Annotated in this window: 13 protein-coding genes, 1 pseudogene and 1 riboswitch; of the genes and pseudogenes, 3 read left to right on the forward strand and 11 right to left on the reverse strand. The window is 69.4% G+C overall.

Annotated elements, in window-relative coordinates; translation table 11 throughout:
• Positions 1-14 precede the first annotated feature (14 nt).
• From QRX50_RS47985 to serA, 7 genes and pseudogenes are all read right to left on the reverse strand, one after another.
• Positions 15-665: an ABC transporter substrate-binding protein gene (locus tag QRX50_RS47985; protein WP_285969682.1), complete on the reverse strand. Its 651-nt coding sequence runs from the start codon at positions 663-665 to the stop codon at positions 15-17.
• A 347-nt stretch (positions 666-1,012) separates the two neighbouring features.
• Positions 1,013-1,180, reverse strand: coding sequence for a hypothetical protein (locus tag QRX50_RS47990; protein WP_285969683.1), 168 nt, complete (start codon positions 1,178-1,180; stop codon positions 1,013-1,015).
• Positions 1,173-1,783: pseudogene (locus QRX50_RS50205) on the reverse strand (FecCD family ABC transporter permease). Before QRX50_RS50205 ends, QRX50_RS47990 begins: the two are co-directional and overlap by 8 nt.
• Entirely contained in the window at positions 1,780-2,172 is a 393-nt protein-coding gene (locus QRX50_RS50210; protein ID WP_353074073.1) for an iron chelate uptake ABC transporter family permease subunit, read from the reverse strand. Before QRX50_RS50210 ends, QRX50_RS50205 begins: the two are co-directional and overlap by 4 nt.
• Positions 2,173-3,179: 1,007 nt before the next feature.
• Positions 3,180-3,307: riboswitch (cobalamin riboswitch) on the reverse strand.
• A complete protein-coding gene (locus tag QRX50_RS48000) occupies positions 3,308-4,348 on the reverse strand; it encodes a 3-isopropylmalate dehydrogenase (RefSeq protein WP_285969684.1) in 1,041 nt (346 codons plus the stop codon).
• Between the two features lie 291 nt (positions 4,349-4,639).
• On the reverse strand, positions 4,640-7,981 hold the full coding sequence (locus QRX50_RS48005) for a S8 family serine peptidase (protein WP_285969685.1): 3,342 nt from the start codon (positions 7,979-7,981) through the stop codon (positions 4,640-4,642).
• A gap of 271 nt (positions 7,982-8,252) precedes the next feature.
• Entirely contained in the window at positions 8,253-9,851 is a 1,599-nt protein-coding gene (serA, locus tag QRX50_RS48010) for a phosphoglycerate dehydrogenase (protein ID WP_285969686.1), read from the reverse strand.
• A gap of 1,173 nt (positions 9,852-11,024) precedes the next feature.
• Here serA and QRX50_RS48015 point away from each other — a divergent pair.
• Positions 11,025-12,365 carry an ankyrin repeat domain-containing protein gene (locus QRX50_RS48015; RefSeq protein WP_285969687.1) on the forward strand — a complete coding sequence of 447 codons (1,341 nt, stop codon included), beginning with the start codon at positions 11,025-11,027 and terminating at the stop codon, positions 12,363-12,365.
• Positions 12,366-12,444: 79 nt separating this feature from the next.
• Positions 12,445-13,338, forward strand: a complete 894-nt coding sequence (locus tag QRX50_RS48020) for a nuclear transport factor 2 family protein (protein ID WP_285969688.1) — start codon at positions 12,445-12,447, stop codon at positions 13,336-13,338.
• Between the two features lie 21 nt (positions 13,339-13,359).
• Here the strand turns inward: QRX50_RS48020 and QRX50_RS48025 are convergent, their stop codons facing one another.
• The 4 genes from QRX50_RS48025 to QRX50_RS48040 form a co-directional block, all read right to left on the reverse strand.
• Positions 13,360-13,635: a DUF397 domain-containing protein gene (locus QRX50_RS48025; RefSeq protein ID WP_220237610.1), complete on the reverse strand. Its 276-nt coding sequence runs from the start codon at positions 13,633-13,635 to the stop codon at positions 13,360-13,362.
• A 110-nt stretch (positions 13,636-13,745) separates the two neighbouring features.
• Positions 13,746-14,759: a ketol-acid reductoisomerase gene (gene ilvC / locus QRX50_RS48030; RefSeq protein WP_285969689.1), complete on the reverse strand. Its 1,014-nt coding sequence runs from the start codon at positions 14,757-14,759 to the stop codon at positions 13,746-13,748.
• Positions 14,760-14,810: 51 nt separating this feature from the next.
• Complete coding sequence (gene ilvN / locus QRX50_RS48035) at positions 14,811-15,317, reverse strand: acetolactate synthase small subunit (RefSeq protein WP_285969690.1); 507 nt, start codon at positions 15,315-15,317, stop codon at positions 14,811-14,813.
• The gene (locus QRX50_RS48040; RefSeq protein ID WP_285969691.1) at positions 15,314-17,218 is read right to left on the reverse strand and encodes an acetolactate synthase large subunit; all 1,905 of its coding nucleotides are present in this window, start codon (positions 17,216-17,218) and stop codon (positions 15,314-15,316) included. Before QRX50_RS48040 ends, ilvN begins: the two co-directional genes overlap by 4 nt.
• A 333-nt stretch (positions 17,219-17,551) precedes the next feature.
• On the opposite strand from QRX50_RS48040, the gene QRX50_RS48045 reads away from it, so the two are divergent.
• Complete coding sequence (locus tag QRX50_RS48045; RefSeq protein ID WP_285969692.1) at positions 17,552-18,088, forward strand: PH domain-containing protein; 537 nt, start codon at positions 17,552-17,554, stop codon at positions 18,086-18,088.
• Positions 18,089-18,113: the final 25 nt, after the last annotated feature.

Raw genomic sequence — 18,113 nt, forward strand, 5'->3', positions numbered from 1 at the left:
TTTCTGGGAGCCGATCAACGGAGCACTCCAGCCAGATACGCGCCGAACGCTTGCACGGCCGAAGCGTTGCGCGGCCCCTCCACCAGAGCGGCGTACGGCAACGCGAAGAAGCGGTCCTGCTTCACGGCCGGGATGTCGCGCAAGCCGGGCTGCAAGCGGAGGAAGTTCTCCTTGTCGGCGACAGTGCCCACCTCGCCGCCGTAGTCATTGATGAGGATGACGTCGGGCGCGCGCTGGACGACGGCCTCCCAGCTGACGGTGGTCCAGCCGTCGTCGACGTCGGAGAAGATGTTGGTGCCGCCCGATTTGGTGATGATCTCGTCGGGGCCGGCGTTGCGGGCGGCCGTGAACGGCTGGTCGCGGCCGTCATCGTAGAGGAACACTTTGGGCCGTTGCCCCTGAGCGGCGACGGCCTTCGTGACGGCCGCGACCTGGTCGCTGTACTGCTTCACCAGCTTCTCCGCACGGTCGCTGACGCCGAAGATCTTGCCGAGGTTGCGCAGGTCGGTGTACAGCGCGTCGAGCGGAGGTATGATGCCGCGCTGCTTGCCGACGCCTTTGCGGCAGGCTTCGGTGAGTTGGTAGCTCTGGATGCCTACCTGCGTGAGCGTGTCGGGGGTGAAGCCGGTGCGCTCGGAGAAGCCGTAGTTCCAGCCCGCGAACACCAGGTCGGCGCCGGCGCCCTACACGACTTCACGGTTGATCTTCTCGGCGAGCTTGGGCACCTTCGTTAATTCGGCTTTCCACGGCGAAGACGCGACGCCGCCCGACTGCCCTTTGTCGACGACATAGCCGGCCATCCGGTCGGCGAGGCCGAGGGGCGAACATCAGCTCGGTGATGCCGATGTCGTTGGTGACCATTCGCGACGGCGGTTCTCGGACGGTGAGCGGCTGACCGCAGTTGGTCACCGTCACGGGATACCCCGCCGGAGCGGCACCACTGTCCCCTTCGGACACTTGAGCACCACAGCCGGTCACGGCGAGCGTGGCCACCAGGACCATCGCGACCGTCTTACGCCTGACTGTCCTCCTCGGACTCGAGCCGGTCGAACAACAGCCGTGCCCGGCCGGTCACCGGGTGCGTCACCACGTGGGCGCGCACGCCGAACACCTCGGCCAGCAGATCGGGGGTCGGCCACCTCGACACCGACTCCGTGGAGCGAGAGGTCCATTCACTCACCTCCGAACACATAGGTGCGCCGCCGCATCAACAGCAGGAACGCGGGGACGCCGACGGCCGCCGTCAGCACGCCGATCGGGAGTTCTTCCGGCGCCGCGAGCACCCGCGCGGCAACGTCCACCCACACGAGGAAAACCGCGCCGGCGAGCGGAGCGACGGCGAGCACTCGCCGGTGATCGGCGCCGACCACGAGCCGGACGAGGTGCGGCAGGATCAGGCCGACGAAGCCGATCGCCCCGCTGACGGCCACGAGCACACCCGTCATCACCGCGCAGACGACGACCGCAGCTTGACGACGTCGACACCGAGGGTCGTCGCCGCTTCGTCGCCCATCGCCAACGCGTTGAGTCGGCCGGCCAGGGCCAGGAGGAGAACGGTCCCCGCGACCACGACGGTCGCCGCGACGGGCAATTAGCCCAGGTTGGCGCCGGCGAGGCTGCCCAGGAGCCAGAACAGGGCGGAACGCGCGGCTTCGCCGTTGGGAGCCTGGAAGACGAGCACCGTGGTGACGGCGAAGAACCCGTAGGACAGCGCCGTGCCGATGAGCACGAGTCGCAGCGGCGTGAGGCCTTGCCGCGTGCGGGCAACGAGGTAGACGATCACCGTCGCGGCGAGCGCGGCCAGGAACGCGCCCGCCGACAGCGCGTAGATCCCGAGCGACGCGAAACCCCGAACAACGTCACGGCGGCCGCGCCCACGGAAGGCCCGGACGAGATGCCGAGCACGAACGGTTCCGCGAGCGCGTTTCGCACCATCGCCTGGATCGCGACGCCCACCGTCGCCAGCCCCGCGCCCACCACGACCGCGAGCACCACCCGCGGCAGCCGGATGTCCCAGATGATCCGGTACTGACCGACGTCCGCCGCGCGGATCGTGCGGCCGAAGAGGCCGGCTCGCAGAAATTCCCACGTGTGGGTGATCGGCACGGCTACCATCCCGATGCCGACTGCCAGGACAATGGAGAGCAGCAAAACCGCAATCAGACCGACCACGATGGGTCCGACGCGTCTGCGCTTCGGTGAATCGGGTGCGGCCCGCTGGGGCTTTCCGTCCCGCGAGAGTTCGCTTCCACCAGCGGATTTGTGCTGGGGACGCGATTCGCCATTTATCGGCAACGCGTTGGGCGACGCGTCCGGAGCTCCGGTTGGCGGACCTTGCTCGGCGGTGTCGCGCTCGGCTCGCGGCGAAGTCGTTGCGGCTTCGTTGCCATGCTCGGACTCGCCGCTGGACGGCGACACCGGCGTCGACCCACCGGAGGCGGGCCGACCGGGACAGCGTTGCCGTGTGAGGATTCGCCATCAGCCGGCAACGGCCACGGCCGGGGCAGCCGGTTCGGAGCGCCGGATGGCGGGCGAGAACCGACGGCGTCGGCTCCGGCCGACGACGACTCATCGGCGCCTCGGCCGAGATGCTCGGATTCGCCGCTGATCGGCGACAGCGGCAACGGCCCCGTCAGAAGATTGGTTAGTCCCGGCGGGGTCGCCGCAGGAGAGTTCGCCGCGTATCGGCGACGGGTGCGGGCTTTCGGTGAACGGATCGAACTCTTACGAGTCGGGTCCGGCTGGCGGCGAGACATCAGCGGACCTTTCGCCAGGCTTGGGCTCGCCGCTTTTCGGCGACGGCGGGGACGGCGGGTCCGGGCCTCCGGCGGGCGGATCAGCCTCGCCCGAATCCGGGCCGGCCGACGGTGAGGCATCCGCGAATCTGTCGCCAAGCTTGGGCTCGCCGCTGAATGGCGACGCCCGTGGCGGGCCCCACCAGCGACGACTCAGCGAGGCCAGAGTCGCCGGGCGAGGATTCGCCGTTGGCCGGCGACACCGGAGGCGACCCCTCGGAAGGTGCGGAGAAAGAGGGCGAAGAGTCCGGATCGTCGGACGACGAGAACTTCGGGGTGGCACCGGCAGGACTCGATCTGCTCAAGGGTCCCACAACGAAGACGGCAGCCACGCCAAGGAGAAGAGGGGTGTCGTCTCCCGTAGACCGCGACGGGAGGGACGAGGGTGGTGCGAGAACCACCGCCGGTGTCGGGCTCGCCCGCGGTCTGCGAGTGCACAGACCGCGGGCCTACCGTTGCGGGTCAGCGCCGGATTTCGACCGGCTTCCGCGGCGGGGGTTCCAACAAGAACGTCAGCTGACGTTGCGCACGTTCGACGAGACGAGCGCGGCCAGCCGGTCGCCGATCGCCTGGGTGGTGCCGGGCGATGCCTGGTCGCGCGTGGCCAGATCGAAGGCCACCGACGCCTCGATGCGGCGTGCGGCCTCCTTGTGGCCCAGGTGGTCGAGCAGGAGCGACACCGAGAGCACGGCGGCCGTCGGGTCGGCGAGACCCTGGCCGGCGATGTCGGGGGCGCTGCCGTGGACCGGCTCGAACATGCTCGGGTTGCGGCGCGTGATGTCGAGGTTGCCGCTGGCCGCGAGGCCGATGCCGCCGGTGACGGCGGCCGCGAGGTCGGTGATGATGTCGCCGAAGAGGTTGTCGGTGACGATCACGTCGAAGCGCGACGGGTCCGTGACCAGGTGGATCGTGGCGGCGTCGACGTGGGAGTACGCGACTGTGACGTCGGGGTGCTCCAGCGACACCTCCTCGACGATCCGCGACCACAGCGACCCGGCGTACTCGAGCACGTTGGTCTTGTGCACCAGCGTGAGGTGCTTGCGCGGCCGCTCTTCGGCGCGGTTGAACGCGTCGGCGACGACGCGGCGGACGCCGAACGCCGTGTTGACGCTGACCTCCGTGGCGACCTCGTGCTCGGTGTCCTTGCGCAGCAGGCCACCGTTGTTGGTGTACGGGCCTTCGGTGCCTTCGCGCACCACGACCATGTCGACCTCGCCGGCGTCGGCCAGCGGGCCGCGCACGCCCGGGTACAGGCGCGCCGGGCGCAGGTTCACGTGGTGGTCGAGCTCGAAGCGCAGGCGCAGCAGCAGCCCGCGCTCGAGGATGCCGCTGGGCACCGTCGGGTCGCCGACCGCGCCGAGCAGGATCGCGTCGTGCTGACGCAGCTCGCCGAGCACCGACTCGGGGAGCAGTTCCCCGGTCGAGTGCCACCTCGCGGCACCGAGGTCGTAGTTCGTGATCTCCGCCGTCGGTGCTACTTCACCGAGCACCTTGAGCGCCTCGGAGACCACCTCGGGCCCGATCCCGTCACCTGGGATCACCGCGAGCCGCATCCACACACCTCCGTAGACCAGGCCACCGAACGCACCGATGGCCCATCCGCAAGAAAACGCCAGCAGCGGAAGGTTACCGGCCGTAGACAAGACGCCGTAGCCGCACCACCCTTATGCCGCATCCTCCCGCAGGGTGAGACACCTGAACGGGTGAAAGGCAAGGGGCCTCCCGGGTCACAACGACCCGAGAAGCCCCCTATCAACGCTATTCGGGGAACGTGACCAGCGAGACCCGCCTTCCCCGATCGGAGGACCCCGTCACCCCGTCTGGCCGGGTGACGGGGCCTCACCTCACGGCCGCGTCACCGCCGACTCGATCCGCACGACACCCGCGCGCGAGCCGGCCGCGTTGTGGTGTTCGATCGCCAGCAGGCCCTTCGGCTTGTCACCGGCGACGGCCGCCGCGTTGCGGTTGACCACCAGCTGGGTGCCGGGTTTGGCGACGTAGCCGAGGGCCGCGTCACCGCCGCCCTGCACCGAGAACGCCGGCGCCAGCGCGTCGAACGAGATCGGCGTGCCGACGAAGTCGATCAGCCCGTCGGTGCTGCCCGGCGCGACGTAGTACCCCGCCGTGCCGACGGTGTAGCTGATCCGGTGCGACACCTCGTTCGGGTCGATGCCCAGCGCGGCGATGCCGACCGGAAGCACGATCACGTTGGTGTCGAACACGTTGGTGTCCACGTCGCCGAGCTGACCGTTGACGGCCTCCAGATCCACCGTCGGGTTGCCCGGCTGCGTCAGCGACACCGTCGCCGCCAGGAGCACGTCGGTCCCCGTCGCCTTCGTCACGAAGGTCTCGAAGTCCGGCTTGCCGTCACCCGTCGTGTCGAAGTCGACGAACGGGATCGTGTTGCTGCCCAGGTTCGCGAAGTCGCCCCAGGTGGTGAGGCCGAACGCGAGCATGGCGCTCTCCGGTTCGCCCTGTGCCTTGGCGAGCGGAGCCGTCGACGCCGCGCCGATGTAGCGCAGGTCGCCGCCCTTCGCGGTGCCGTTGAGCGTGCAGTCGGACGAGACGCCCGCGCCGCACTCCGGCAGCTGCGCCGATTCGGCCTGCAGCTCCAGCACGCTGACCAGCGAGCGGTAGCGCTGCGCGCCGGTGCCCTGGTCGATGCCCTTGCCGCCGAGGTTCAGCACGGCCTGGTTCTGGCTCGCGCCGAAGTGCACGCCGGCCGGCGTCGTGATGGCCGCGACCGGTTTCGGCGCCGAGTACACGGCCACCCGCAGCGGCACCGTGGCGCCGTTCTTCGGGGTGAACGCGACCCGGCCCGAAGCGTCGGCCACGAACTGCCGGGCGAGCCCGGCCTGCGCGGCCTCCATGGTCGGGTCCATGACCTTGCGCAGCGCCTTCGGGTCGGTGATCTTCAGCGTCACCTTCACCGTCGCGACCCCGCGCGGGCTGAGCTTCACCGAGCTCTTGTCCACTGTGTACTGCACGCCGGGCAGCGAGTTCACGGCCTCGTACGCCACCGAGTACTCGACCGGCGAGGTGCCCTTGTTGACGACCTTGATCGTCTTCGAGAGCGTGACCGGTCCCGCCGCCTCGACGGTGCCGAACGTGACGCTCACCGCACCCGGGTCGTCCTGCACGTAGGCGAGGACCTGGTTGTCCAGCGCGGCCTTCGCGTCGATGCGACCGGTGCCCACGCGCTGCGGCGCGTAGGTGTGGCCAGCGCCGTCGGTGATGTCGTGCGCGGCCGAGCCCACGACGTCGGCCTTGACCTCCTCGACGTTCCAGTCGGGGTGCGTCTGGCGGACCAGCGCCGTGATGCCCGCGGTGTGCGGCGTGGCCATCGACGTACCCGAGATCGACAGCCGGCCGTTGCCGCTGCCGCGGAACGCCGACGTGATCGTGTCACCGGGCGCCGTGACATCCGGCTTCACCGACGGGCCACGGCCACCACGCGAGGTGAACGAGCTCGGGGTGTCCACAATGGTCTTGTCCGTGGTCTGCAGGCTCGCCCGGCCGGCGCCGAAGAAACGCACCGTCAACGTGCCCGCGGTCAGGCCGGGGCGCACGGCCGCGGTGGCCTTGCCGGTGAGCTGGAACATCGGCACGCCCGCGTTGCCCGCGATGCCCGCGGCGGGGTGCTCCAAAGTGGACGACAGCAGCACGCCCTTGGCCCCGGCGCTCTGCGCGTTGTTGGCGCGCGCGGCGGAACCACAGGCGCGAGTGGCGTCGTTGTCGTCCCACTCCAGCCATGCGATCTTGCCCGCGACCTTGGCCTTGTCCTCGGCCGAGAAGGCGGCGCAGCCCGCGTTGTTGGCCGCGGAGGTCGGCACGACGGGCGCGGTGAGGTCGAGCGTGTCGTAGCCGGCGTAGTCCTGGCTGTACTGACCCGGCTGCTGCCCCTTGATCGGGGCGGTGACCTCGAGGGCGTCCTTCAGCTCGCCGGCGTCGCGGCTGCTGGCGACGGTGAGGGCCTCGGGCGTGTTGCCCGGCGAGCCCGCGACGTCGTTGAGGTCGCCGCCGTTGCCCGCCGCGAGGACCGGCAGGACGCCGTTCTGGGCGAGCTTGCGCACGAACAGCGAGTCGGGGTCGTCCGGCGCGCCGAAGTCGCTGCCCAGCGACAGGTTGACGATGTCGAGGTGGTCGGTGAAGTCACCATCGCCGTCGGGGTCGAGCGCCCAGTCGAGCGCCTGCGACGTGATGTTCGTGGAGCCGGTGCAGCCGAACACCTTGATCGCGTAGAGCAGGGCCTTGGGCGCGGTGCCCGGGCCGATGCGCATGGCGTCGAGCTGCTTCTTGTTCAGCTTCTTGTAGTTGCCGATGAACGTGGTGCCGTCGGCGTTCACGCCATAGCCCGCGATCGTGCCGGCCACGTGCGTGCCGTGCTCGCCGCACGCGATGGGGTTGGGGTCCGGCTTCGGCGTCGGCGAGCCGGTCTTGCCCTCGGCGTCGTAGTCGTCGCCGGCGAGGTCGGTGCCGCCCACGACCTTCGCGCTCGGGAACAGCGGCGACGGCTTGGTCCGGTCCACCGCCTGGTAGGCCTCGGGCGTGCCGGGGCCGCCGAAGTCGGCGTGGGTGTAGTCGATGCCGTCGTCGATCACGCCGACGCGAATACCGTCACCGAACTTGCCGGTCTGCTGCCAGCTCGCGAGCGTGTTGGTGAGCTGCTCGGCGCTGGCGTTGTTCTTGGTCTTCGGCACGACCGTGCGCACCGAAACGACGTCGGGACGCTTCGCGAGCTCACGGATCTTCGCCGCGTCGGCGGTCACCACGGCGCCCGCGACGGCGTTCGACGTCTGCGTGACCAGCTTCGTGCCCGCGTCGGCCTTCTTGAGCTGCCCGACGACGGAGTTCACCGCGGCGGCGACGTCCGCCTTCGCGGCACGCGCGGCCTGCTTGGCCTTCTCCTTGCCGGTGCCCTTGCCCTGTTCGGCGTTGAACGCGTCGACGGCCGGCTTCTTCGCCAGCTCCACGAACGCGGTGATCTTGCCCCGCGCGGCGTCGAGCCGCGGCGAGATCTTGCCCTGCAACCCCGCGGCGGCGACCTTGGCCGGCGCGACCGGGTCGGCGAGTGGCGCACCCTGCGCCGACGCGCCCGACGCGGCGGAGACGGCCGCGGCCAGGACCACCGCGGACACGGCAGCCGTCGAACGCGCAGCCCACCCGGGCAACCGGGATCTGCTCATGAGTACCCAACCCCTTTACTCGAGGCCTGGATCGCGAACCTGCCTGGCGCTCCCCGATCAACCACCCCCGACAGGTGAGCACCGGCGCCGCACCGTGCTCTCACGGCGCGTGGTTCTGCCTCGCGGCACAGAACCTAGCTGCCCGATACACCTACTTTCGTGGCGAAAATGCTCCGTTATACGAATGTTGCCCGTCTGGGGGACTCCACAAAGGAAAGCCCCTTCCCCCGCCACTCGGACGGGGAAAGGGGCTTTCGAAAAACAGGCGGGACTAGTTGAAGTCCACCGCGCGGATCGTGTGCGCACCCACGGTGGCGCCGATCGGCTCCAGGACGTTGCTGTCCACGTGGCGGTCGACGCGCAACAGCATCACGGCGTCGGAACCGTCGGTGGTCTGACTGATCTGCGCGGCCTCGATGTTGATGCCGGCCTCGCCGAGCAGCGTGCCGACGCGGCCCATCACGCCCGGGCGGTCCGGGTACTCGAGCAGCAGCACGTTGCCCTCGGCGCGCAGGTCGAAGTGCCGGCCGTTGACCTCGACGATCTTCTCGACCTCGTCCTTGCCGGTCACCGAACCGGACACGGTCAGTGTGGCGCCGTCCGCGTGGACCGCACGCACCGTGACGAGGCTGCGGAACTTCGGGCTCTCGGTCTCGGTGACGAGGTCCACCTGCACGCCCAGCTCCTCGGCGAGCCGCGGCGCGTTGACGAACGTGACCTGATCGTCGACGACACCGGCGAAGACTCCGCGCAGCGCCGCGAGCTGCAGCACCGAGGTGTCCTCGCTGGACAGCTCGCCCTTGACCTCGACGGTCACCGACGTCGGCGCCTTCGGGCTCAGCGCGGTGAGCACCGTGCCCAGCTTCTGCGTGAGCGACAGGTACGGCCGCACGTGCTCGCCGACGGCGCCGCCGCCCGAGACGTTCACCGCGTCCGGCACGAAGTCGCCGCGCAGCGCCAGCAGCACGGAACGGGCGACGTCGGTGCCCGCGCGGTCCTGCGCCTCTGAGGTGGACGCGCCCAGGTGCGGGGTGACGACCACGTTGGGCAGCTCGAACAGCGGGCTGGCGGTGGTGGGCTCGGTGACGAACACGTCGATGCCCGCGCCGCCGACGTGGCCGCTGCGGATCGCGTCGGCCAGCGCCTCCTCGACGATCAGGCCACCGCGCGCGGCGTTGACGATGATCACGCCCGGCTTGGTCTTCTTGAGCGCCTCGACGTCGATGAGGCCCTTGGTCTCCGGCGTCTTCGGCAGGTGGATGGAGATCGCGTCGGCGCGCGCCAGCAGCTCGTCGAGCGGCACGAGCTCGATGCCGAGCTGCGCGGCGCGGGCGGCCGAGACGTAGGGGTCGTACGCGATCAGCTTCGTGCCGAACGCGGCGAGACGCTGGCTGAACAGCTGGCCGATCTTGCCGAGGCCGACGACACCGATGGTCTTGCCGTTGAGCTCGACGCCCGAGAACGAGCTGCGCTTCCACTCGCCACCGCGCAGGCTCTGGTCGGCGGCCGGCACCCGGCGGGCCACGGCCAGCAGCAACGCCACGGCGTGCTCGGCGGCGGACACGATGTTCGACGTCGGGGCGTTGACCACCAGCACGCCACGCTCGGTGGCGGCGGGCACCTCGACGTTGTCCAGCCCGACACCGGCGCGGGCCACGACCTTGAGCTGCGTGGTCGCACCGAGTACCTCGGCGTCGACCTTCGTGGCGGATCGCACCAGGAGCGCGTCGGCACTCTTCACCGCCTCCAGCAGCGCGGGACGGTCCGTGCCGTCCACATGCCGGACCTCTACCTCGTCACCGAACACACTCAGCACGGAAGGCGCGAGCTTCTCCGCGATGAGGACGACGGGTTTGCTGGGCTTGGTCACGATGCGGCTCCCACTATCTGGTCACGAAATCGAGGACGCTCTCCTACGGCGCACGCCGTTGTGCCCGGATGGGCGGGAGTTTAGCCCGGTTGGAGTCCCCGGTGCTGCCCGCGTTGTTAACTCGCTCGTAATCCGGCGAAAACTCGATCGCCGGGCCGGTCAGCGGTGTCGGGGTCGGGGTGGGTGGCGGGGGTGGGGATTGGGTTTGCGGCAAGGAAAACGGCGCGGGGGTGGTGGCGGTCGGGGTGCGGTGGGTGGGGCGTTTTGTGCGTTCCACCTGGTGGGATGCGACGGTGTGATGAGGTTGGGGCGATTGGGGTGAAAGGGATTTATTACGTGATGGTGCTCGGGTGGGTGGCGGGGATGTTCATTCGTTCGGGGATCTGTGGCGCGGGCACAGGCTGGGAGTGAAGGGGACCTTCATCCCTTCGGACACACGGCGATCCGGCGTACCGAGTGCATGAAGGTCGCCTTCACGCCTTCTCGGCCGGATGAAGGGGACGTTCATCCCTTCCGCGCACGGCGATCTGGCGCACCGGGTGCGTCGAGGTCTCCTTCACGCCTTCTCGGCCGGATGAAGGGGATCTTCACGTCACCCCCAACACCCACCGCAGTCGAGGGCGGGATGAAGGGTCCCGTCATCGCTTCACAGGCTGCACCGCTGCCAGCAACGGGTGAAGGGTCCCTTCACCGACTCCCGGTCAACCATCGGTGGTCGCCAGCGCGCGAAGTGGACCTTCATTCCTTCGGCGGCGCGCACGTGACGCGACTGCTGATGAAGGGGGCCTTCATCAGCGGTGCGGCACCCACAGTGATCCAGCGGTGCGTGAAGGGGACCTTCATTCCTTCGACGGCGCGCTCCTGACCCGACTGCGATGAAGGGGACCTTCACCCGTAGTTCGGCACCCACAATGACCGAGCAATGCATGAAGGGGACCTTCATCCCTTCCCCAACCCAGCGCCCACCACGACCACGCCCGGCGACCACCGGCGTCGCCGCTGAGGGACGAAACGAAGGCAGGCGGGCGGTACAGTGGCGAGGCGCGGTGAGGGCTGCGTCCCGTCCGCGGAAAGGGCTGAGCCCACCCCCGAAGTGAAGTGCGGTGCGTGCGCCTTCTTCCCTGCCCGGTGCCGGCGGACCACGGGCGAACCGAGGGAAGAAAGGACTCCCCCATGGCCACGTTGCCGGCAAAACCCGATCTCGCCCAGTTGCGCAAACGCGCGAAAGAGCTGGCGCGCGCCGAGTCGATCAAGTTGTCCGAGGCGCAGTTCCGCGTCGCGCGCGGGCACGGGTTTCCGAGTTGGCCGAAGTTGCAGGCGTACGTCCGGCGCGTCGCCGAGGGCGGACCGAACCTGCAGCACGCCTACCACGTCGACACCGAGTACTACAGCGAACGCGCCCTCGGGCTGCTCGCGTCCGCCGAGGACGGGACGGCCGGGGCGCGCGAGGCGTTCGCGCGTCACCGGCAGCCGTTGACGCGTGAGGGCGCGCGGACGGTCGTCGCCAAGAAGCACGGGTTCGGGTCGTGGCGCGGGTTGCGCGAGCACGTCGCGGCGTTGGCGGACAGTGGTGAGCCGTTCGCGTGGGCGTTTCGCCTCCTGGAGGCGAGGGACGTCGACGGACTGGCGGCGGTGGTCGACGAGTTCCCGGAGCTCGTCCACGCGCGTGGCACCAACGGCAACGACCTCCTCGGCATGGCCGGCGCCACCTGCGACGAACGGCTCGCGCGCATCCTGCTCGAACGCGGCGCCGATCCCGCACGGGGCAACGCCCACGGCTGGACCCCGTTGCACCAGGCCGCCCACAGCAATCTGCCACTGTTCGCCGACCTGCTGCTCGACGCCGGCGCGCCACTCGACGTGTCGGCGCGCGGCGACGGCGGAACTCCGCTCGTCGTCGCGTTGTTCTGGGGAAACCGGACCGTGGCCGAAAAACTGGCGACGCGCGAGCGGTCCCCTCGCAACCTCCGTGTCGCAGCGGGTATCGGGGACGTCGAGCTGCTGGACGAGCTCGTCCGTCCGAACGGGACACTCGCGCCGGCGGCGGGTGCGCACCGTGAGTTCTACCGGCCCCACAGTGGTTTCCCCCTGTGGCGCCCCGGCGACGATCCCCGGGAGATCCTCGACGAAGCCCTCGGCTGGGCAGCGCGCAACGACCGCTCCGACGCTCTGCGCACGCTCGCCGAGCGCGGCGCGGACCTCGACGCCGACGTCTACCGCGGCACCGCCCTCACCTGGGCCGCCGCGCAGGGCAAAGTCGCCGCCGTGCGGACGTTGCTGGACCTGGGCGCGGACGTGAACCGCGTCGGGACCTTCGGCGGTCCGCGGCATGGCGTCGGCATCACCGCCCTGCACCTCGCCGCGCAGAACAACCGGCTCGACGTCATCGAGGTCCTCGTCCAGGCGGGCGCCGACCTCGACGCGCGCGACGGCCTCTGGAACTCCACCCCCGAAGGCTGGGCCGACGCGTGCGACAGCCCCGCCGCGCGCGACCTGCTGGCGAACGCCCGATAGACAAGCGGAGTCCGTAGTCCGCATCGTCAATTCGGCGAGACGGACTATGGACTCCGTTTCATCCACTGGGAGGACAACCATGACCACACCCCGAGAGGTCTTCGAGCGGCTCTCCGAGGGCATCACCGCCGGCCGGTTCGACGAACTATCCCAGCTCTACGCGGAGAACACCGTCGTAGAGCACCCCACCGCGATCCCTGTCTCCGGCCGCATCGAGGGGCGGGAAGCGGTGCACGAGCGGTTCGTGGGCGGCTCGGGGACGACGCTGCGGCTGTCGGCGAGCGACGTCGTCGTCCACGAGACGACGGACCCGGAGGTGATCGTCGCCGAGTACCGGTACACGGTGGAATCGTCGCTCAGCGGCGAAAAGACCGAGACCGACAACATCCAGGTGCTGCGCGTGCGCGACGGACTGATCGTCCACAGCCGCGACTACCACGACTACCTGCGCATGGCCGCCGTCCAGGGCGCGGTGGCCGGCCTTACCGACGCGTACGCGCAGGTTCCGCCTCACGAGCCCGGCCCGGTCCAGCCGCGGCCGGCGCGGCTCGCCGACCGCAAGAGCCCGCTGGGCGTGTTCCAACGGCTCTGTTACGGAGTTTCCGACCAGCGCTGGTCGGAGCTGCCCGACCTCTACGCCGAGGTCACCGAGGTCCGCCACCCGTTCCTGCCGGGCGCGCCCGCGCTGAAGTCCCGCGAAGACCTGCGCACGCACTTCGCGCTGGCCGGGGAGATCGGCATCCGCATGCAGGCCACCGATCTCGTCACCCACCAGGGCACCGACCCCGAGGTGCTCATCGGCGAATTCGCCTACGAGGGGCAACTCGGCGCAACGCCGTTCCGCGTCAACAACATCTTCGCGCTGCGCGTGCGCGACGGGGAGATCGTCGAGTCCCGCGACTACGGCGACCACCCGGCGCTCGCGGCCGCGACCGGCCGGCTCCCGGAGCTGCTCGACCGCGTGACCGCCTAGGACTCAGGGGGCTCAGGGGGCTCAGGCCTCGAGGTCCTCGGGCAGGTCGAACTCACCGTCGCGGACGCCCTTCACGAACGCGTCCCACTCCGACGGCGTGAACACGAGCACCACGCCGTCCGGTTTGGACGACTGGCGCATCGCGACGTACGTGACGCCGTCGGTGTGCGGCACGAACGCGTACTCCACGCAGTCCTCGAGCGTGACGCCTTCAGGCTCGGCCCTGATCCAAGGGGCGTCGGTGAGGTCCAGCTCGTGCCGGATGTGCGCCTTGTCGTCGACGGGCTGATCACTCATGACACCAGCGTATCGAGCCGCCTCGACCGGTCTCGCCGCTGAACGGCGAAACCACCGAAAAGGCCCCCTCGCCTGCGGATGAGGGGGCCTTTCGAACGATCACAAGACGATCAGGCGGTCTCGGTGATCGGGCGGTCCACCCACGACATGAGGGCGCGCAGCTTCTTGCCGGTCTCCTCGATCGGGTGCTGGTTGCCCTGCTCCTCGAGCTTGATGAAGTTCGGGCGCCCGGCCTCGTCCTCGGCGACCCACTCGCGCGCGAAGGTGCCGTCCTGGATCTCGCCCAGGATCTTCTTCATCTCTTCCTTGACCGCCGGCGAGATCACGCGCGGGCCGCGGGTGAGGTCGCCGTACTCGGCGGTGTCGGAGATCGAGTAACGCTGACGCGCGATGCCGCCCTCGTACATGAGGTCGACGATCAGCTTGAGCTCGTGCAGCACCTCGAAGTAGGCGATCTCCGGGGCGTAACCGGCCTCGGTCAGCACCTCGAAGCCCGTCTGCACGAGCGCCGACGCGCCACCGCAGAGCACGGCCTGCTCACCGAAGAGGTCGGTCTCGGTCTCCTCGGTGAACGTCGTCTTGATGACACCCGCACGCGCACCACCGATGGCCGCCGCGTACGACAGGGCCAGCGCCTGGGCGCCACCGGTCGCGTCCTGCTCCACCGCGATCAGGCAGGGCACGCCCTTGCCGTCCACGAACTGGCGGCGCACGAGGTGACCCGGGCCCTTCGGCGCGACCATGGCGACATCGACGTTGCCCGGCGGCTTGATCAGGTCGTAGCGGATGTTGAAGCCGTGGCCGAAGAAGATCGCGTCGCCGTCCTTCAGGTTCGGCGCGATGTCCTCGGAGTAGATGAAGCGCTGCTTCGTGTCCGGCGCGAGGATCATGATCAGGTCGGCCTCGGCCGCGGCCTCGGCGACGTTCAGCACGCGCAGGCCCTGCTCCTCGGCTTTCGCCCGCGACTTCGACCCCTCCGGCAGGCCGATGCGGACGTCGACACCGGAGTCACGCAGGCTCAGCGAGTGGGCGTGGCCCTGACTGCCGTAGCCGATCACGGCGACCTTGCGACCCTGGATGATCGAAAGGTCCGCGTCGTCGTCGTAGAAGATTTCCACTGCCATGGGGGTACTGCTTCCTTTCGGGTTACTGCTGAAGAATCGACTTCTCAAGAATCAGCGGGGCGAGGTGGCGGTGATCGAGCGGGCCCCGCGACCCACCGCGACCATGCCGGACTGCACGAGCTCACGGATGCCGTACGGCTCGAGCATGCGCAACAGTGCGCCGATCTTGTCCGATGTCCCGGTCGCCTCGACGGTGAGCGCCTCCGGGGACACGTCCACCACCTTGGCGCGGAAGAGCTGGACGGTCTCGAGGACCTGGCTGCGCACGGTCGCGTCGGCCCGGACCTTCACGAGCAGCAGTTCACGCTGCACCGCGCCGGACTGTTCCAGCTCAACGATCTTGATCACGTTGACCAGCTTGTTGAGCTGTTTGGTCACCTGTTCGAGCGGTAGCTCTTCAACGGCAACCACGATCGTCATTCGGGACACCTCGGGGTTTTCCGTAGGGCCCACGGCGAGGGACTCGATGTTGAAACCGCGGCGGGAGAACAGGCCGGACACCCGGGCGAGCACGCCGGGCTTGTTCTCGACCAGCACGCTCAATGTGTGGACGGTCATCGGTCTTCTCCTTCCGCGGCGGCTTCGACGGCTTCGAGGGTCTCGACGGCTTCCCGCGAAACCTCGTCGTCGTCGAACAGCGGCCGGATGCCGCGGACGGCCATGATCTCGTCGTTGCCGGTGCCCGCGGCCACCATCGGCCACACCTGGGCATCCTTCCCCACGACGAAATCGATCACGACGGGGCGGTCGTTGATCTCCATCGCGCGGCGGATCGTCGCGTCGACGTCCTCCTTGGTTTCACAGCGCAGCCCGGCGCAGCCGAGGGCCTCGGCCAGCAGCGTGAAGTCGGGGATGCGGTGCTTGTGGGTACCGAGGTCGCTGTTGGAGTACCGCTCCGAGTAGAAGAGGTTCTGCCACTGGCGGATCATGCCCAGGTTGCCGTTGTTGATCACGGCGACCTTGATCGGCGCGCCTTCGATGGCGCACGTGGCGAGCTCCTGGTTGGTCATCTGGAAGCAGCCGTCGCCGTCGATCGCCCACACCTGCGTGTCGGGCAGGCCGAACTGCGCGCCCATGGCCGCCGGCACGGCGAAGCCCATGGTGCCGAGGCCACCGGAGTTGATCCACGTACGCGGCTTCTCGTACTTCACGAACTGCGCGGCCCACATCTGGTGCTGGCCGACGCCGGCGGTGAAGACCGCGTCGGGACCGGCGAGCTCGCCGATGCGCTCGATGACGTACTGCGGCGACAGCGAACCGTCGTCGGGCCACTCGTAACCGGCCGGGTAGGTGTCGCGCCACGAGTCGACCTGCGTCCACCAGTCGGTGAGGTCCGGCCGGTGCCCGTGCTCGAACTCGGCCTTCACGGCGGCGATCAGCTCGCCGATGATCTCGTTGCAGTCGCCGACGATCGGCACGTCCGCCTTGCGGTTCTTGGAGATCTCGGCCGGGTCGATGTCGGCGTGGATCACCTTCGCGTCGGGCGCGAACGACGACTTCGCGCCGGTCACGCGGTCGTCGAAGCGGGCGCCGAGGGCGATCAGCAGGTCGGAGCGCTGCATCGACGCGACCGCGGCGACGGAGCCGTGCATGCCCGGCATGCCGACGTGCTGGCGGTGCGAGTCGGGGAACGCGCCGCGCGCCATCAGCGTGGTGGCGACCGGGATGCCGGTCAGCTCGGCCAGCTCCAGCAGCTGCTGCGACGCCTCGGCCTTGATCACGCCGCCGCCGACGTAGAGGACGGGCCGGCGCGCGTTCGCGATGAGCTTCGCGGCTTCGCGCACCTGCTTGCCGTGCGGGCGCAGCGTCGGGCGGTAACCCGGCAGGCGCATCTCGGGCGGCCAGGAGAACGAGGTCATCTCCTGCAGCACGTCCTTGGGGATGTCCACCAACACCGGGCCGGGTCGGCCCGTGAGCGCGAGGTGGAACGCCTCGGCGATGGTCCGCGGGATCTCCGCCGGATCGGTGACGAGGAAGTTGTGCTTGGTGATCGGCATGGTGATGCCGCAGATGTCGGCTTCCTGGAACGCGTCGGTGCCGATCAGCGCGCGCGACTGCTGCCCCGTGATGGCCACGACGGGCACGGAGTCCATGTTGGCGTCGGCCAGCGGGGTGACGAGGTTCGTGGCGCCCGGGCCCGACGTCGCCATGCAGACGCCGACCTTGCCGGTCGCCTGGGCGTAGCCGGTGGCGGCGTGCCCGGCACCCTGCTCGTGGCGGACGAGGACGTGGCGGACCTTGGTGGAGTCGAGCAGCGGGTCGTACGCCGGGAGGATGGTGCCACCGGGAATGCCGAAGACGACTTCGGCGCCGACGGCCTCGAGCGAGCGGACGAGCGACTGCGCGCCCGTGACCCTTACCGGGGTTCCCGCCGGCGGCGCCGGCTTCGGACGTGCTCCGGGGACACCGGGCGCGGTCGGCCCGGGCTTCGCGTCGCTGCGCGACGTGGCACTGGTCATCGGTTCTGCCTCGTGGGTTCTCGGTGTCACTCGTTCGGGTTGTCTGTGGCCGTACAGCCGGTCGGAATCCGGTTCTACGCAACAAAAAACCCCCGCCGACCGTAAGGTCGCACGAGGGTCGCGCGTCGACGCAGCGGACTCTTCCTAAGCGTCGACGCGCTGAGGAAGTACGAGGCCGGTCTGCGTTGTCACGGCGCTGACGTTAGACCGGCGTCCGCGCGAGTGTCAACTCTGCGGGACGGCGGTTCCGCATGCTGGACCACCAGTACTGCTCTCTGGGCGGCCCCGCGACCCGGGCGCAAGCACGCCGGAGACGCGGTGCACCATTCATTGGTGGCCGAAAAAGAGCAGGACCAGCGCGCGGACGAAGGCCGGAAGGCCGTGTTCAAGATCCCCAGCACGGCGTACATGGCGATCGCGCTCCTGACCGTGTGTGTGACACCGATCGCACTCGGGGAGATCAACGGGCTGCAATGGCTGTACATCTTCCCGATCGCGCTGTTCGTCTTCGTCGTGCGCACGCGCACGACGGCGACGCGCGAGGGTCTGGCCGTGCGGACGGTGTTCGGCAAGCGCGACCTCCCGTGGTCGGCGCTGAAGGGACTCGCCATCACCGGCAAGGCGCGCGTGCGTGCCGTGCTGGGCGACGACACGCAGGTCACGTTGCCCACAGTGAGGACGCGTCACCTTCCGGTGCTCGCGCTCGTGAGCGAGGGGAAGATCAAGGACCCCTCGGGTGTGCTGAGTGACGAAGAGCTGAAGCCCGCCGCTGAAAATGCCGCCGCGAAGCCGGCCGAGAAGGCCCCAGAACAGGCTCCAGGGGCCGCCCCCGCCGAGACCGGCGGTTCCGCGGCCGAACCCAGTGAGTAGAATTGGTAGGACCAGTTTGCGGAGC

It is taken from the genome of Amycolatopsis sp. 2-15, from assembly GCF_030285625.1.
Lineage (GTDB): Bacteria > Actinomycetota > Actinomycetes > Mycobacteriales > Pseudonocardiaceae > Amycolatopsis > Amycolatopsis carbonis.

Bases quoted from the DNA above. Each gene is read 5' to 3' on its own strand.
- QRX50_RS48000 (WP_285969684.1), bottom strand. From the start codon at position 4,348: ATGCGGCTCGCGGTGATCCCAGGTGACGGGATCGGGCCCGAGGTGGTC.
- QRX50_RS48005 (WP_285969685.1), bottom strand. From the start codon at position 7,981: ATGAGCAGATCCCGGTTGCCCGGGTGGGCTGCGCGTTCGACGGCTGCC.
- QRX50_RS48015 (WP_285969687.1), top strand. From the start codon at position 11,025: ATGGCCACGTTGCCGGCAAAACCCGATCTCGCCCAGTTGCGCAAACGC.
- QRX50_RS48020 (WP_285969688.1), top strand. From the start codon at position 12,445: ATGACCACACCCCGAGAGGTCTTCGAGCGGCTCTCCGAGGGCATCACC.
- QRX50_RS48025 (WP_220237610.1), bottom strand. From the start codon at position 13,635: ATGAGTGATCAGCCCGTCGACGACAAGGCGCACATCCGGCACGAGCTG.
- ilvC (WP_285969689.1), bottom strand. From the start codon at position 14,759: ATGGCAGTGGAAATCTTCTACGACGACGACGCGGACCTTTCGATCATC.
- ilvN (WP_285969690.1), bottom strand. From the start codon at position 15,317: ATGACCGTCCACACATTGAGCGTGCTGGTCGAGAACAAGCCCGGCGTG.
- QRX50_RS48040 (WP_285969691.1), bottom strand. From the start codon at position 17,218: ATGACCAGTGCCACGTCGCGCAGCGACGCGAAGCCCGGGCCGACCGCG.